The organism is Micromonospora sp. NBC_01638 (genome assembly GCF_045209745.1).
Classification (GTDB): Bacteria; Actinomycetota; Actinomycetes; order Mycobacteriales; family Micromonosporaceae; genus Micromonospora.
In genome coordinates this window covers 799,092-815,452 of record NZ_CP109273.1, presented here as the reverse complement: position 1 = coordinate 815,452, position 16,361 = coordinate 799,092, and the positions used below count along the sequence as shown (strand labels likewise).

Annotated in this window: 14 protein-coding genes; all 14 read left to right on the top strand. The window is 71.4% G+C overall.

Features of this window, described 5'->3' with window-relative positions; genetic code table 11:
• The first annotated feature begins 7 nt into the window (after positions 1–7).
• Positions 8–817 (top strand): ABC transporter permease, encoded by an 810-nt coding sequence (locus OG811_RS03650; protein ID WP_406072120.1) that lies wholly within the window; start codon positions 8–10, stop codon positions 815–817.
• 264 nt (positions 818–1,081) lie between these two features.
• A complete protein-coding gene (locus OG811_RS03645) occupies positions 1,082–2,260 on the top strand; it encodes an ROK family protein (protein ID WP_406072118.1) in 1,179 nt (392 codons plus the stop codon).
• A gap of 144 nt (positions 2,261–2,404) precedes the next feature.
• Positions 2,405–3,913 (top strand): sugar ABC transporter ATP-binding protein, encoded by a 1,509-nt coding sequence (locus OG811_RS03640; protein ID WP_406075489.1) that lies wholly within the window; start codon positions 2,405–2,407, stop codon positions 3,911–3,913.
• Positions 3,910–5,037, top strand: coding sequence for an ABC transporter permease (locus OG811_RS03635; protein ID WP_406072116.1), 1,128 nt, complete (start codon positions 3,910–3,912; stop codon positions 5,035–5,037). Before OG811_RS03640 ends, OG811_RS03635 begins: the two co-directional genes overlap by 4 nt.
• A gap of 98 nt (positions 5,038–5,135) precedes the next feature.
• Positions 5,136–6,188, top strand: a complete 1,053-nt coding sequence (locus tag OG811_RS03630; RefSeq protein WP_406072115.1) for a substrate-binding domain-containing protein — start codon at positions 5,136–5,138, stop codon at positions 6,186–6,188.
• A 53-nt stretch (positions 6,189–6,241) separates the two neighbouring features.
• The gene (locus tag OG811_RS03625) at positions 6,242–7,417 is read left to right on the top strand and encodes a Gfo/Idh/MocA family protein (protein ID WP_406075488.1); all 1,176 of its coding nucleotides are present in this window, start codon (positions 6,242–6,244) and stop codon (positions 7,415–7,417) included.
• A 626-nt stretch (positions 7,418–8,043) separates the two neighbouring features.
• On the top strand, positions 8,044–9,210 hold the full coding sequence (locus OG811_RS03620; protein WP_406072113.1) for an inositol-3-phosphate synthase: 1,167 nt from the start codon (positions 8,044–8,046) through the stop codon (positions 9,208–9,210).
• Positions 9,194–10,117 (top strand): SCO3242 family prenyltransferase, encoded by a 924-nt coding sequence (locus OG811_RS03615; protein ID WP_406072112.1) that lies wholly within the window; start codon positions 9,194–9,196, stop codon positions 10,115–10,117. The genes OG811_RS03620 and OG811_RS03615 overlap by 17 nt, the downstream gene beginning before the upstream one ends.
• On the top strand, positions 10,114–11,106 hold the full coding sequence (locus OG811_RS03610; protein ID WP_406072111.1) for a sugar phosphate isomerase/epimerase family protein: 993 nt from the start codon (positions 10,114–10,116) through the stop codon (positions 11,104–11,106). The genes OG811_RS03615 and OG811_RS03610 overlap by 4 nt, the downstream gene beginning before the upstream one ends.
• A gap of 58 nt (positions 11,107–11,164) precedes the next feature.
• A complete protein-coding gene (locus OG811_RS03605; protein WP_406072110.1) occupies positions 11,165–11,773 on the top strand; it encodes an EboA domain-containing protein in 609 nt (202 codons plus the stop codon).
• Positions 11,774–12,631 (top strand): TatD family hydrolase, encoded by an 858-nt coding sequence (locus OG811_RS03600; protein WP_406072109.1) that lies wholly within the window; start codon positions 11,774–11,776, stop codon positions 12,629–12,631.
• Complete coding sequence (eboE, locus tag OG811_RS03595; protein WP_406072108.1) at positions 12,631–13,830, top strand: metabolite traffic protein EboE; 1,200 nt, start codon at positions 12,631–12,633, stop codon at positions 13,828–13,830. Before OG811_RS03600 ends, eboE begins: the two co-directional genes overlap by 1 nt.
• The gene (locus tag OG811_RS03590) at positions 13,827–15,242 is read left to right on the top strand and encodes an alkaline phosphatase family protein (protein WP_406072106.1); all 1,416 of its coding nucleotides are present in this window, start codon (positions 13,827–13,829) and stop codon (positions 15,240–15,242) included. The genes eboE and OG811_RS03590 overlap by 4 nt, the downstream gene beginning before the upstream one ends.
• Entirely contained in the window at positions 15,239–16,306 is a 1,068-nt protein-coding gene (locus OG811_RS03585; RefSeq protein ID WP_406072104.1) for a polyprenyl synthetase family protein, read from the top strand. The genes OG811_RS03590 and OG811_RS03585 overlap by 4 nt, the downstream gene beginning before the upstream one ends.
• Positions 16,307–16,361 lie beyond the last annotated feature (55 nt).

Sequence of the window (16,361 nt, the reverse complement as noted above, 5' to 3'; positions counted from 1 at the left end):
GGCTGTCGTGGTCACGCTGATCCTGCCCCGGCTGGTCGACGTCTCCGCCGCGTCCCGGCGGTCGGCGTCGGTGGTCGAGCGCAACGTCACGGCGCTGAAGTCGGTCTACTGGCTGCTGCTGCTCTCCGGCTTCGTGGAGCCGCTGCTCTACCTGCTTTCCATCGGCGTGGGCGTCGGGGCGCTGGTCGGCGACCTGCCGCTGCCCGACGGGCGGCTGGTCTCGTACGTCGAGTTCGTGGCTCCGGCGATGCTCGCCTCCTCGGCGATGACCGGGGCGCTCGCGGAGACCACCTTCAACTTCTTCGGCAAGATGAAATACCTGAAGCTGTACGACGGGATGATCGCCACCCCGGTACGGCCGTTCGAGATCGCCCTCGGTGAGCTGGGTTGGGCGATGCTGCGGGGGAGCGCCTACTCGGCCGCGTTCCTCGGTGTGATGGTCGCGCTGGAGCTGACCAGCATCACCCGCGCGCTGACCGCACTCCCGGCCGCGGTGCTGGTCGGGTTCGCGTTCGGGGCGCTCGGCATGGCGATCTCCACCTTCATGCGCAGCTGGCAGGATTTCGATCTGATGGGCTCCGCACAGTTCACTCTCTTCCTCTTCTCCGGCACGTTCGTGCCGGCGCAGGCCTATCCGACTCTGCTGCACTGGTTGATCGAGATCACCCCGCTGTACCGGTCGGTGCACCTGATCCGCGGGGTCGCGTTGGGCGGCGGTGGCTGGGCCTGGCTGCTGGACGTGCTCTACCTGCTGGCGATGGTGGCGGTCGGCCTGCTGGTGGCCTCTTGCCGGATGGGCAGGTTGCTCTACAAGTAGGGGTTGCCCGCGCCCGTCCACGGGGCGTGTGTGAAGTTGACACCCGCACGAAGGGGAGGGGCGGGCGGGGCGGTTCATGTTCGTCGATGGCGCTCCGGGGGATCCTTTTCTTGATCAACTAGTAGCTTTTGTTCTTTCGGACAAAAGTTGGTCTCGGAACGGTTGAAGCTCTGGACAGGCGGTGCGGAACGCTCCTACTGTGTCGGACACAACACGTCGGCAACGCGTCGATGTGAACGAGGCCGATGAAGAGGTGACTCCCCGGTGCGGACCGTCGATCCCCTACACGTGCGACTGTTGCGGTTGCTCCGCGACGAGGGGGCCGTGTCCCGGGCCGAGTTGGGCGACCGACTCCAGATGCCGCGCCCGCGCATGCTGGCCGAGCTGGATCGCCTGGTCGCGCTGGGTTACGTCGCCGAGGCGGGGCTCGCCGCCTCCCGGGGTGGGCGTCGATCGACGCTGGTCGAGCTGAGCCCGAAGCTGCGCTTCGCCGCCGTCGACCTCGGCGCCAGCTCGATCGACGTCGAGGTGGTCAACGGTCGCCTCGAACCGGTCGCGCACTACGCCGAGCCGGCCGACATCCGCAACGGACCGAAGGTGACCCTGCAACGGGTCAACGAGCTGCTGCACAAGGCCCGGGTCGACGGCGCGTACGAGCGGTTGGACGCGGTCGGCGTCGGCGTACCCGGCCCGGTCAGCTTCCGCGACGGCGTCCCGGTCTCGCCACCGATCATGCCAGGCTGGGACCGGTTCCCGGTGCGCGAGTTGCTCAGCCGAGAGCACGGCTGCCCGGCGGTGGTCGACAACGACGTCAACATCATGGCGATCGGTGAGCGGCACGGCGGGGTCGCGCACTCGGTGGACGACTTCCTCTTCGTGAAGATCGGCACCGGCATCGGGTGCGGCATCTACCTCACCGGCGAGGTCTACCGGGGCACCGACGGCTGCGCCGGCGACATCGGTCACATCCAGGTCGACCCGCAGGGTCCGATGTGCTCCTGCGGCAACGTCGGCTGCCTGGAGGCGCTGTTCAGCGGCGCCGCGCTTGCCAAGGAAGCTACCGCCGCCGCCCGCAGTGGAGTGTCCCCGGCGCTGGCCGAGCGGATGACCCTGCGTGGTGTGGTGACCGCGCTGGACGTCGCCGAGGGCGCCGTCGAGGGCGACGTGACCTGCATTCAGCTGATCCGTGACGGCGGACGGCGGGTCGGCGGGGTGCTCGCCGGTCTGGTCAGCTTCACCAACCCGTCGATGATCGTGATCGGCGGCGGGCTGGCCCAGCTCGGGCACATCCTGCTCGCCGAGATCCGCAGCGTGGTCTACCGCCGGTCGCTGCCGTTGGCCACCGGCAACCTGCCCGTCGTGCTGTCCGAGCTCGGTGGTCGTGCCGGCGTCACCGGCGCGGCCGTGCTCGCCAGTGATGTCGCCTTCGGGGAGGCCTCATGAGGCCGCGATTCGCTGACCAGAAACCCGTCGTGAGCGAGGAGGAGAACCGTGGCTCTGCCCGAGGATGACCCCACCACCGCGTCGGCCGAGGCCGTCGCCGAGGCGCCGCTGCTCGAGGCTCCCGCCGACACCGTCGCGGGCGAGGTGGTCCTGCGCCTCACCGATGTGGTCAAGACCTTCCCCGGCGTACGCGCGTTGGACGGCGTGCAGCTGGAGGTGCGTGCCGGCGAGGTGCATTGCCTGCTCGGGCAGAACGGCGCCGGCAAGTCCACGCTGATCAAGGTGCTCGCCGGGGTGCACCAACCGGATTCCGGGCAGGTGGAGTGGCGCGGTGAGCCGGCCACTTTCGCCAACCCGCAGGTCGCCATGCGCGCCGGCATCGCCACGATCTATCAGGAACTCGACCTCGTCGAGGATCTCTCGGTGGCGGAGAACGCCTTCCTCGGCCACGAGTACCGCAGCTTCGGGTTCGTCCGGCGCGGCCGGATGGCCCGGCACACGCGGCAGATCCTCAGCCGGCTCGGCCACGGTGAGATCCCGCCCGGGCGGATGGTCCGGTCGTTGCCGGCCGCGGGTAAGCAGATCGTCAGCATGGCCCGGGCGCTGTCGCACGAGGCCCGACTGATCATCATGGACGAGCCGAGCGCGGTGCTGGCCCACGATGAGGTCGGCAACCTGTTCCGGATCATCCGTGAGCTGACCGCGCAGGGCATCGCCGTCATCTACATCTCCCACCGCCTGGAGGAGATCCGCGAGATCGGCGACCGGGTCACCGTCCTCAAGGACGGCCGGACCACGGCGGCCAACCTGCCGGCGCGCGAAACCCCGACCCGCGACCTGGTCAGCCGGATGACCGGCCGCACCATCGAGTACGTCTTCCCGGACCGGCCGACCGACGACGCTGCCGGTGTCGACCTGCTCCAGGTGGAGGGGCTGACCCGCGCCGGTGAGTTCGCCGACGTCTCGCTGAACGTGTGCGCCGGGGAGATCGTCGGCATCGCGGGACTGGTTGGCTCCGGCCGCTCCGAGCTGCTGGAGACGATTTACGGTGCCCGTGTCGCGGATGCCGGTTCGGTCCGGATGAACGGGAAGGCGCTGCGTCCCGGCGTCGGCGCGGCGGTGCGGGCCGGGATGGGGATGGCCCCGGAGGAACGCAAGAGCCAGGCGCTGCTGCTCGGTGAGCCGATCTACCGCAACGTCACGCTGGCCACCTTCGGCCGGTACGCGCGGCTCGGCTTCACCAACGCAGCCACGGAACGCGCCGAGGCGGACCGGATCGCCGAGAGCCTGGAGCTGCGGCCCCGGGACGTCAGTCGACCGGTACGCACGCTGTCCGGCGGCAATCAGCAGAAGGTCGTGGTCGGTCGGTGGCTGCTCGGCGGCACCAAGCTGTTGCTGCTCGACGAGCCCACCCGGGGCGTGGACGTGGGCGCCCGGGCCGAGCTCTACCAGGTCATCCGGGCGCTGGCCGCCCAGGGCGTCGGGGTGCTGCTGGTCTCCAGCGAGGTGCCCGAGGTGCTTGGTCTGTCCGACCGGGTGCTGGTGATGCGGGAAGGGCGGGTCGTCCGCGAGGCTGCGGCCGGCGAACTCGACGAGAACACTGTGCTTGACCTCGTGATGGCGGGGTCCTTGATGGAAGGCGCACCGGCATGAGCGACGCGACTCCCACTCCCACCGCGACACCGGAGCGCCCGCAGCTTCCGGCGCAGTCGCCGCCGGTGGATCCGGCGGAGACGGCGGTGGCCAGCGACAAGGCAGGGTCCGCGGGTCGGCTCTCGTGGTGGCGGGGGGACGGCGGCGACGGTGCCAAGCGCAATCTTGGTCTGATCGGTGTGCTGGCCGCCCTGATCTTGGTCGGCGCGGTCACCAAGCCGGACCTCTACGGCGACCCGACCTGGGTCTGGAACAACGTCCTGGCCATCCTGCAGCTCGCCTCGGTCGTTGGCGTGGTGACGGTCGGAATGACCTTCGTGATCATCGGCGGTGGCATCGACCTGTCGGTCGGGGCGATCGTCGCCCTGGCCGGTGTCTGGTGCACCACGGTGGCCACCCAGAGCTACGGTGCCGCCGGGATGATCTTCACGGCCATCGTGGTCGGCATCTGCGTCGGCCTGGTCAACGGCGTACTCATCTCGTACGGGCGGTTGGTGCCGTTCATCGCGACGCTCGCGATGCTGGTGGCCGCGCGTGGGCTTGCGGCGTCGATCTCCAACAAGCAGACCCAGGTGTCGAGCAGCACCTTCATCAACGACATCGCGGCGCGCAAGGTGATCGGGATTCCGATCCTCGTCTACATCCTGGGCGCGGTGGTGGTGGCCGGGTGGATCGTGCTCAACCGGACGACCTTCGGCCGGCGGACCGTCGCCGTCGGCGGTAACCCGGAGGCGGCACGGTTGGCCGGCATCAACGTCCGTCGGCACACGATGCTTCTCTACGCGCTTTCCGGTCTCTGCTGCGGCATCGCCGCCATCATGCTCACCTCCCAGGCCACCTCGGCGCAGGCGGCGATGGCCAACCTGTACGAGCTGGACGCGATCGCCGCGGTGATCATCGGTGGGACGCTGCTCAGCGGTGGTCGGGGCACCATCGTCGGCTCGCTGCTCGGCGTCATCATCTTCGCCACGATCACGAACCTCTTCGCCATCAACGGCCTCTCCATCGAGGCGCAGAACATGGTCAAGGGCGGCATCATCGTCGCCGCCGTCCTGGTCCAGCAGTTCCAGTTCAAGTCATTCACTCGGCTCCTCGCGCGGAACAGGGTCACCACCGCAACCTGACGCACCGCACCGTTGTCCCTGGCGGCGTCGAGACCTTCGACAGTGGCCGGGCCCCGCACACCCTCATTAACTCAAATCCCGCTTCCAGGAGGTCATTCATGACCCAGCTCAGTCGCGACCTGTCGCGCCGCCGGTTGCTCTTCGGCGGAGCCGCAGTCGGCGCCGCCACCCTCCTCACCGCCTGCACCAGTAACGACACCCCGGCCGCCAGCACCCAGACCAAGGCCGCCGGAGACAGTGCCGGCAACAACGCCCCCGGTAAGAAGGTCGTCATCGGCTTCTCCGCCCCGGCTGCCGACCACGGCTGGATGGGCGCGATCCACGCCAACGCCAAGGCTCAGGCCGCGGCCTACTCGGACGTGGAGTTCAAGGAGGTCGACGGTGGGTCGAACTCTGAGGCCCAGCGCTCCACGCTCGGCACGCTGATCGCCCAGAAGCCGGACATCATCGTCGTGCTGCCGCATGACGGCAAGGAGGTCAACGCCGTTGCCCTCCAGGCGATGCAGGCGGGCATCCCGATCGTGAACCTCGACCGGGCCTTCCCCGACGCGCTGGCCTCGCGGCTGGTCATCAAGGGCGACAACTACGGCATGGGCGTCTCCGCCGGGCACTTCATCGGCAAGCAGCTCAAGGACAAGGGCGTCGCCAACCCGGTGATCGGTGAGATCGCCGGTCTGGAGATCCCGCTGACCGTCGAGCGCAGCGCCGGCTTCGCGGCGGCCCTGGCGACCTACGGGTTCAAGGTGAGCAACCGTCGCTCGGCCGAGTTCACCTCGGACAGCGGTCAGCGCGAGGCGTCCCAGCTGCTCCAGGCGCTGCCGAAGATCGACGCGATCTGGAACCACGACGACGACCAGGGCATCGGTGTGCTGGCGGCCATCAAGCAGGCCAACCGCTCGGAGTTCTTCATGGTCGGCGGCGCCGGTTCGAAGCTCGCGATCGACGCGATCAAGGCCGACAACACCGTGCTCAAGGCGACGGTCACCTACAACCCGTCGATGGCCTCCTCGGCAATTTCCCTCGCGCGGCTCATCGCGCAGGGTCGGGGCCTGGGCGACCTGACGGAGCTGCAGGTTCCCAAGGAAGTGACCCTCGCCTCCGAGACGATCACCAAGGAGAACGCGAGCAGCTACGACAAGCTCGGGTTCTGACATACGGGGGGAGACCCACCTTGTCCACGACAGACAAAGAACTGCGGGTCGGCATGGTCGGCTACGCGTTCATGGGCGCCGCGCACTCACAGGCGTGGCGCACCGTGAACCGCGTGTACGACCTGCCGGCGCGGGCCCGGATGGCGTTGATCTGCGGTCGAGACACAGCGAAGGTGGCCGACGCCGCCGACCGTCTCGGCTGGGACGCGTACACCACGGACTGGCGTGACCTGATCAACCGGGACGACATCGACGTGGTCGACGTCTGCACCCCGGGCGACAGTCACGCCGAGATCGCCCTCGCCGCACTGGCCGCCGGCAAGCACGTCCTGTGCGAGAAGCCGTTGGCCAATTCGGTGGCGGAGGCACGGGCGATGACCGCTGCGGCGGACGTCGCCCGGGCCGCCGGAGTGCGGTCGATGTGCGGGTTCAACTACCGCCGGGTCCCCGCAGTCGCGATGATGCGCCAGATGGTCGCCGACGGACGACTCGGGGTGATTCGACACGTCCGCGCGGTGTATCTGCAGGATTGGATCGTGGACCCGCAGTTCCCGCTGGTCTGGCGGTTGCAGAAGGACAGGGCGGGCTCCGGCGCGCTCGGTGACATCGGTGCGCACATCATCGATCTGACCCAGTTCGTCACCGGTCAGCGGATCAGCGGGGTCAGCGCGGTCACCGAGACCTTCGTCAAGGAGCGGCCGTTGCCGGCCGAGTCGAGCGGTCTGGCGGCCACGGTGGACGGCAACACGTCGCCCACCGGGCCGGTCACCGTCGACGACGCCGCGGTCTTCGTGGCCCGGCTCGACGGTGGCGCCCTGGCCACGTACGAGGCGAGTCGGTTCGCCACCGGCCGCAAGAACGCCCTGCGTGTCGAGATCAACGGTTCGCTGGGCAGCGTGGTCTTCGACCTGGAGCGCCTCAACGAGCTGGAGTTCTACGACGCCACCCGGCCGGGCGTGGAGCAGGGCTTCACCCGCATCCTGGTGACCGAGAGCGAGCACCCGTACATGTCGGCGTGGTGGCCTCCGGGCCACATCATCGGCTACGAGCACTCGTTCACGCACCAGATGCGCGACTTCATCGAGGCGGTCGCCACCGACGTCGACCCGGCTCCCTCGTTCGCCGACGCGTTGCAGGTCCAGCTGGTGCTGGAAGCGGTGACCCGATCGGCGGAGCTCGGCTCATCCTGGACCGAGGTCGAACCGGCGCTGACCGCGGCGGCTGTCTGACCATTGACCATCCGCGATGGAGGTGTTCGCACCACCATCGCCCGACCGGCTTTCCGAAGCCGACCGGCGAGGGACCGACCGCGGATTGCGCCCCGCAGTCGGGACGAGGTCGGCATCGGAGAGCGTGCAGCCGGGCCGTACGGCCCGGTGGCGCACGAGCAGGACGGTCGTCCGGTGCGACCGGACCGGGATTCCCCGGCCGCACCGGAGGACCGCCACCACCGGTGGAGATCTGGAGGACCTGATGGCACCGCCCGCCGCTGCCCCCACCCGTACCGCATCCGCTCGCCGATTTCCGGCGAGTCGTGCTCCGGTCGGTAAATCGGTGGGCGCGGCGGCCTGAGACGTCCGGCCGGGGCACGCCACGCCAACGCCCTGGCCGGTCGGATGCGGGGGAGACAGGGTCGAGACGCCGACCCGACCCTGTCTACCAGCCCCGTCTGCTCGCACCCGTACTGGGCACCGGTCCGGCGTCGTCGCCGCCGACGCCGACGTCGGAATCCGGTGCCGTCCAGGTGCGGGGCGGGCGGACGGGGCCATCCACTCAGGCCGTATCTTTCCGAAACATATTCTGATATTGCTATATTTAGCAGTGCCGGCGGTTTCTCCTGGATTGAAGGATCACCATGCGAACAGGTGTCTGGCTGGTAGGAGCGCGCGGTTCCGTCGCGACCACCAGCATCGTCGGAGGGCTCGCGCTGCGGGCTGGTCTGGCCGGGCCGACCGGTTGCGTCACCGCCCTGCCCGAGCTGCGCGGCCCCGCCCTGCCCGCCTTCGCCGACCTCGTCTTCGGCGGGCACGACCTGGCCACCACCCCCCTGTGCAAGCGCGCCGAGGCACTGGCCGACGCCGGTGTCATTCCCGGGCGGCTGGTCGCCGCGCTCCGCGACGAGCTGGGCGCGGTCGAGCAGGAGCTGCGCCCCGCACCGGTCGGCGGCACCCAGGCCGACCGGGCCGCCGCCGTGGTCCGCGACCTCACCAGCTTCCGCGAGCGACACGAGCTGGACCGGGTGGTGGTGATCAACGTCTCCGCCACCGAGCCGACCCCTCGACCGCACGCCGGGCACGCCGACCCGGCCGCGCTGCGTGCCGCCCTCGCCGGGCCGGACGAGGTGCTGCCGGCCAGCTCCCTCTACGGGTACGCGGCACTGCTGGCCGGCTGCCCGTACGTCGACTTCACCCCGTCCACCGGACTGCGACTGCCGGCCCTGACCGCGCTGGCCGAAGAGGCCCGACTGCCGTACGCCGGGCACGACGGCAAGACCGGGGAGACCCTGGTCAAGTCGGTGCTCGCGCCGATGTTCGCGATGCGCAACCTGGACGTGCGCTCCTGGTCCGGGTTCAACCTGCTCGGCGGTGGCGACGGCGCCACCCTCGCCGACCCGGCCGCCAACGCGGCGAAGGTGCAGAGCAAGCAGCGGGTGCTCGGCGAGACGCTGGGCTACGTCCCGCAGGGCGGCACCCGCATCGAGTACGTCGAGGAACTGGGCGACTTCAAGACCGCCTGGGATCTGATCACCTTCGCCGGCTTCCTCGGCACCGGCATGCGGATGGAGTTCACCTGGCACGGCTGCGACTCCGCGTTGGCCGCGCCGCTGGTGCTCGACCTGGCCCGGCTCACCGCCGCCGCCCATGCCGCCGGGCAGGTGGGGCCGCTGACGGAGCTGGGCTTCTTCTTCAAGGACCCGCTCGGCTCGCCCACCCACTCGCTGGGCGAGCAGTGGGCCCGGCTGACCAACTTCGCCCGGAAACTGCACGCCGGAGGGGACGGTGCCCATGACCACGCTGGCTGACCTCGCCGAGCTGGTCCGGGCGCCGGCCGCGCTCTCGGTGCCCGGCGACGTGATCGCCGGAGCGGCGGCGGCCGGCGCGTTGAGCCCGCGTACCCCTGCTCTGGCCGGCGCCTCGGTGCTGCTCTACTGGGCCGGCATGGCCGCCAACGACTGGTCCGACCGGCACCTGGACGCCGTGGAGCGGCCCGAGCGGCCGATCCCCAGCGGGCGGATCACCCCGGCCGCCGCGGTCGGTCTCGCGGCTGGCCTCACGGCAGCCGGTGTGGGCCTGGCCGCCGCCGTGGGCGGTCGCCGCGCCGCCGCGCTCGCCGTGCCGCTGGCGGCCACCATCTGGGGGTACGACCTGCTGGCCAAGAACACCGCCGCCGGTCCGGCGGTGATGGCCGCCTGCCGAGGGCTGGATGTGCTGCTCGGCGCGTCCGGTGGCCGGGTGACCCGGGCGTTGCCGGCGGCGGCGACCGTCGCCGCGCACACCTGGACGGTCACCGCGTTGTCCCGCCGGGAGGTCACCGGCGCCGATGCCACCCTGCCGATGCGCACGCTGGCGGGCACCGCACTGGTCGCGGTCAGTGCCGCCGTCGCCGCCCCGGGGGCCCGGCGCGCAGCCGCCCGAACCGCCGACCAGACCGGGGTGCGCACGAACCGGACCCGGTCGGCCGGGATCGCGGCCGTGCTGCCCGCCGTGCTGGCCGGGTGGTACGCGGCTCGCTACGGCGCGGCCCAGGCCGAGGTGGTCCGGGACCCGTCGGCCGGGCGGGTCCGCGCCGCCGTCGGCGCCGGGATCACCGGGTTGCCCGCCCTGCAGGGGGCGCTCACCGCGCGTGGCGGAGCCGGCCTGCTCGGGGTGGCTGTCGCGGCGGCCGCGCCGCTGGGGCGACGGTTGGCCCGGAAAGTCTCCCCGACATGACCGTTCCCCAGCCCCGACCCGCTGTGCCGGCCGGTGACGCCACGACGCTGCGCCTCGGATACGGCACGAACGGCTTCGCCAACCACCGCCTCGACGATGCGCTCGCCGTCCTCGCCGATCTCGGCTACGACGGTGTGGCGCTCACGCTGGACCACGACCATCTGGACCCGTTCGCGCCCGGGCTCACGCGCCGGGTCGCCGCCGTCGGCAAACGGTTGAACGCGCTGGGCCTGGCCGTGGTGATCGAGACCGGCGCCCGCTACCTGCTCGACCCGTGGCACAAGCACGCCCCGACGTTGCTGCACGACGACCCGACCCGGCGTGTCGAGTTCCTGCGCCGGGCCGTCCGGATCGGCGCCGACCTGGGCGCGGAGGCGGTTTCGTTCTGGGCCGGTGTCCGGCCCGATGCGGTGTCACCGCAGGGCGCCTGGGACCGGCTGGTCGCGGGCTGCGCCAGCGTGGTCGACGTGGCCGACACCGCCGGCGTCACCCTCGGCTTCGAACCGGAGCCAGGGATGTTGGTGCAGGACATCGCCGACTGGCGTCGGCTGCGCGCCGCGCTCGGTGACCCGGCCCGCTTTGGCCTCACCCTCGACATCGGCCATTGCCGCTGCCTGGAGCCGTGGCCGGTGCCGCAGTGCGTCGCCGAGGTGGCCGGGCATCTGGTCAACGTGCAGATCGACGACATGCGCCGGGGCGTGCACGAGCACCTGGAGTTCGGCGTCGGCGAGATCGATTTTCCGCCGGTGTTGGCGGCCCTTGCCGCAGGCGGGTATGAGGGGCTGGTCGCGGTGGAGTTGCCCCGCGACTCGCACGCCGCGCCCGCCGTGGCCGCTCGGTCGATCGAGTTCCTGCGCGCCGCCGCCGCGACCGCGGTGGCCGGCGCGCGGCCCACCGATGACGAGGTGCGGGTAGGCACCCATTGCTCTGCTTCATCGGACGCAACAGCGACCGTCCAATGTTCGGACAGTGACCGTCGCGTGGAGTGAAGCAGAGCAAAGGGTCTGCCTGGGGCGCCTGCGGAGCAGCACAAGGGGAGGAGACGGGATGACACCGGATTCACTACGGGCCGCGCTGCGAGGCGTAGCCGATTCCGATTGGTTGGACACGGCGCTGCGCCGGGTCACGGCCGAGCCCACCGCGATCACCCGGCTCTTCCCTGCCGCCGGCCGGCGCTGCGGTCGGGCCGCGTTGCCCGACGCCCCCGCCTGGACCGCCGACGACGCGGCCCGGGTGCTGCTGCTCACCAGCCTGCCCGGCGACCACGCGACGTACGCCGAAAGCCTCTACCAGCACGGCGACGCGGCCGAGCGCCGAGCCGTGCTGCGGGCACTGCCGCTGCTGCCGATCGGCGTCGCCGGGGTGCCGTTGCTGCACGACGCGATCCGGACCAACGACACCCGGCTGGTCGCCGCGGCCCTCGGCCCGTACGCCCGGCACCTCGACCCGGCGGCCTGGCGGCAGGCGGTGCTCAAGTGCGTGTTCAGCGGCGTCCCCCTCGCCGCGGTGGCCGACCTGGACGCTCGGGCCGACGGGGAGTTGGCCGCGATGCTGGCCGCGCTCGCCGCCGAGCGGCACGCCGCTGGCCGGGAATTGCCCGCCGACGCCACCGACCTGCTCGACCGGCTCACCGCCGCACTGCCCCGGGAGGCGTGAATGCGCATCTTCGACCCACACATCCACATGACCTCACGCACCACCGACGACTACGAACGGATGGCCGCCGCCGGAGTACGCGCGGTGGTGGAGCCGGCGTTCTGGCTGGGTCAGCCGCGCACCAGCGCCGCCTCGTTCACCGACTACTTCGACTCGCTGATCGGCTGGGAGCCGTTCCGGGCCGGGCAGTTCGGGGTGCGGCACTTCGCCACCGTGGCGCTGAACCCCAAGGAGGCCAACGACCCGCGCTGCCGCCCGGTCCTCGACCTGCTGCCCCGCTACCTGGACAAGGACGCGGTGGTGGCGGTCGGCGAGATCGGGTACGACTCGATGACGCCCGAGGAGGACGAGGCGTTCGCGGCGCAGCTGGCCCTCGCGGTGGCGTACGACCTGCCGGCGCTGGTGCACACCCCGCACCGGGACAAGGCACGCGGCTGCGAGCGAACCCTCGCGGTGGTCGCCGAATCCGGCATCGACGCGGGTCGGGTGGTGGTCGACCACCTCAACGAGGTGACCGTCAAACTGGTCCGGGACAGCGGCTGCTGGCTGGGCTTCTCCATCTACCCGGACACCAAGATGACCCCGCAGCGGATGGTGGAGCTGCTGCGGGAGTACGGCACCGATCGGATGCTGGTCAACTCGGCCGCCGACTGGGGGCGCTCCGACCCGCTGCTGACCCGGGCCACCGGCGAGGCGATGCTGCAGGCCGGGTTCAGCGACGACGACGTCGACAAGGTGCTGTGGCGAAACCCGGTGGAGTTCTACGGGCAGTCCGGGCGGCTCGACCTCAGCGACCTGGACGTCGCCGCCGCCGTGGACCCGCAGACCGGCAACTCGATCCTGCGCGGCGGCAGCTGATGCGGCTGCGACATGCCGGCGGCGACACCGTCCACCTCGGCTACTGCACCAACGTGCACCCTGCCGAGGACCTCGCCGGCATCCTCGAACAACTGGACACCTACGCCGTGCCGGTCCGCGAGGCGCTCGGCAGTGACCTGCTCGGGCTCGGGCTGTGGCTGGCCGCCCCGGTCGCCGCCGAGCTGGCCGCCGACCCGACGCTGCGTCGCCGGTTGCGCTCCGAGCTGGACGCGCGCGGGCTGGAGGTGGTCACCCTCAACGGCTTCCCGTACGCGGCCTTCCAGGCACCGGTGGTCAAGCACGACGTGTACCACCCCGACTGGACCACCGAGCAGCGATTGACGTACACCCTGGATCTGGCCCGGGTGCTCGCCGACCTGCTGCCCGACAACGCCGCCCGGGGCTCGATCTCCACGCTGCCGCTGGCCTGGCGGCAGCCGTGGGACACCGATCGGGCCGACGCGGCCCGACGTCGGCTGGACCAGCTGGCCGCCGGTCTGGCCGCCGTGCAGCGGGACACCGGCCGTGTGGTGCGGGTCGGCTTCGAACCGGAGCCCGGCTGCGTGGTGGAGAGCACCGGCCAGGCGGCGGCGCTGCTGTCCGGCATGGACACCGAGCGGTTGGGTGTCTGTCTCGACCTGGCCCACCTGGCCTGTGCCTGGGAGGAGCCGGCCGAGGCACTGGAACGACTGCGGGTGGCCGGGCTGCCCGTGGTGAAGGTGCAGGTCTCCGCCGCCGTCGAGGCGGCCGACCCGGAGGGCGGGGCCGACGCGTTGCGCCGCTGGGTCGAGCCACGCTTCCTGCACCAGACCCGGGGCGCCGGTTGCGCCGGCCTGGCCGACCCGGCCGACCCGGCGTACGCGGCCGACGACCTGGACGCGGCACTGGATCGGGAGCTGCCGGGCCCGTGGCGGGTGCACTATCACGTGCCCCTGCACGCCCCACCCGAGGAGCCGCTCGGCTCCACCCTGCCGGTGCTGCGCGCCGCGCTGGCCGCGCTCTTCGCCGGTCCGGCGGCCGGCTGTGACCATCTCGACGTGGAGACGTACACCTGGGGGGTGCTGCCGGCCGCACGGCGGCCCGGCACCGACGCGGAGTTGGCCGCCGGCATCGCCGCCGAGCTGGCCTTCGCCCGCGACGAACTTGTCGGCCTGGGGCTGACTCCGGAGCGAACCGTGACCGTGGGAGTGACGCGATGAGCCGGCAACTGGTGGTGCTCGATGTGGTGGGGCTGACCCCGCGACTGCTGGCGCACATGCCCCGGCTGCGCGGCGTCGCCGACGGCGGCTTCCGGGCCGAGCTGGGCACCGTGCTGCCCGCGGTGACCTGCTCGGTGCAGTCCACCTTCCTCACCGGCGAGCCGCCCAGCGGGCACGGCATCGTCGGCAACGGGTGGTATTTCCGGGAGCTGGGTGAGGTGCTGCTGTGGCGGCAGCACAACGCGCTGGTCGGCGGGGAGAAGCTCTGGCAGGCGGCCCGCCGGGCCGAGCCGGGCTACACCGTCGCGAACGTCTGCTGGTGGTACGCGATGGGCGCCGACGTCGACTGGACGGTCACCCCACGCCCCGTCTACTACGCGGACGGCCGCAAGGAGCCGGACTGCTACACCGACCCGCCGGAGCTGCACGACGCGCTGACCGGGCGGCTGGGCACCTTCCCGCTGTTCACCTACTGGGGGCCGACGGCGGGGCTGCCGTCGTCGCGGTGGATCTGCCAGGCGGCCGAGCAGATCCTGGCCGATGTGTCACCCGACCTGACCTTGGTCTACGTGCCGCACCTGGACTACGACCTGCAACGGTACGGCCCGTCGTCGGCCCAGGCCGCCGCCGCGGCGGCCGAGCTGGACGCGGTGCTCGGGCCGCTGCTGGACGCGGCTCGAGCACGGGACGCCACAGTGGTGGTGCTGTCGGAGTACGGCATCACCGACGTGTCCCGGCCGGTGGACGTCAACCGGTTGCTGCGCGCCGAGGGGCTGCTGCGGGTGCACACCCAGGCGGGCATGGAATACCTCGACCCGTGGACGTCGAGGGCGTTCGCGGTCGCCGACCATCAGGTCGCCCACGTCTATGTCAAGGACCCGGCGGACGTGCCGGCGGTGGCGAAGCTCTGCGCCAGCCTGCCCGGGGTGGCCGAGGTGCTCGACGCCGATGGCAAGGCCGCGCACGGGCTGGACCATCCACGTGCCGGTGAGTTGGTGTTGGTGGCTGAGCCGGACGCCTGGTTCACGTACTACTACTGGCTGGACGACGCTGTTGCGCCGGACTTCGCCCGGCTCGTGGAAATTCATCGGAAGCCAGGTTATGACCCGGCCGAGTTGTTCTTCGACCCGGCGGCGCCGGGTGCGGCGAAGCGCCGGGCCGGGGTGGCGCTGGCCCGCAAGAAGCTCGGTATGCGCTACCTCATGAGCGCGGTCGGCCTGGACGCCGGTGCGCAGGCCGTGCGGGGCTCGCACGGGCGGCTGCCGGACGACCCGGCGGACGCCCCGGTGCTGCTCTGCTCCGACCCGACGGCTGCCCGGGACAAGATCGCGGCCACCGAGGTCAAGGCGCTGCTGCTGGAGTTGGCCGGGCTGGGCGCCGGCGGTTCGGACGGTTCGGGGGAGAGGACATGACGGTCACCGTCGCGCCCACCGACGCGAGCGGGCTGCGGGCGCGCTTCGACGCCGAGCTGGCCGGGTTCCTCGACCGGCAGGGCCCGGACTGGCCGGACGGCGCGCCGCGCGGCGTGTTCACCGCGCTGCACCGGTTCGTGCTGGCCGGTGGGAAGCGGTTACGCCCGCTCTTCTGCTACTGGGGCTGGCGCGGGACGGGGGCGGCCGACTGCACCCCGGTCGTGGTGGCCGCGGCGGCCCTGGAGCTGTTCCACGCGTTCGCGCTGATCCACGACGACATCCTGGACGGCAGCGACCGCCGTCGGGGTGAGCCGTCGGTGCACCGGCTCTTCGCCGATCTGCACGCCCGCTCGTCGTGGCGCGGTGACCCGGAGGCGTACGGCCGCAACACCGCGCTGCTCTGCGGGGATCTCTGCGCCGCCTGGTCGGATCAGATGTTCCACGAGTGTGGGCTGAGCACCGAACAGGTGCACCGGGGATACGGCGTGTTCGCGCTGATGCGTACCGAGGTGATCGCTGGTGAGTACCTGGACCTGGTCTCGGGCGTGGGTGACGGCTCGGTGGCCAGCGCGCTCACCGTGATCCGGATGAAGGCTGCCCGGTACACGGTCACCCGGCCGCTGCAGATCGGCGCGGCCCTGGCCGGCGCGGGGCCGGAGCTGCTCGCCGCGCTGGGCGAGTTCGGTGACCCGTTGGGCGACGCGTTCCAGCTCCGCGACGACGTGCTGGGTGTCTTCGGGGACCCGGCGGTCACCGGCAAGTCGGTCCTGGACGACCTGCGGGAGGGCAAGCCCACGGTGATGATGGCGCTGGCCCGCAGCGCCGCCGACCGGTCGCAGACCATCCGGCTGCGGGAGCTGTTCGGCAACCCGGCGCTGGACGACGACGGCGCGGCAGAGCTGCGCGAGATCATCGAGGCGACCGGCGCGCGGGAGCGGATCGAGCAGATGATCCGGGTTCGGACCGAGGCGGCGCTCGCCGCCTTGCAGAGCGCGATGGTGGCCGACGAGGCTCGCGCGGCGCTGGTTGCGCTGGCCGCACAGACGATCGACCGCCGCGCCTGACCGGCGACTTTCGATCAGATCGACAAAAGTTGATGCTGTGTCGCCGGAAGGTATG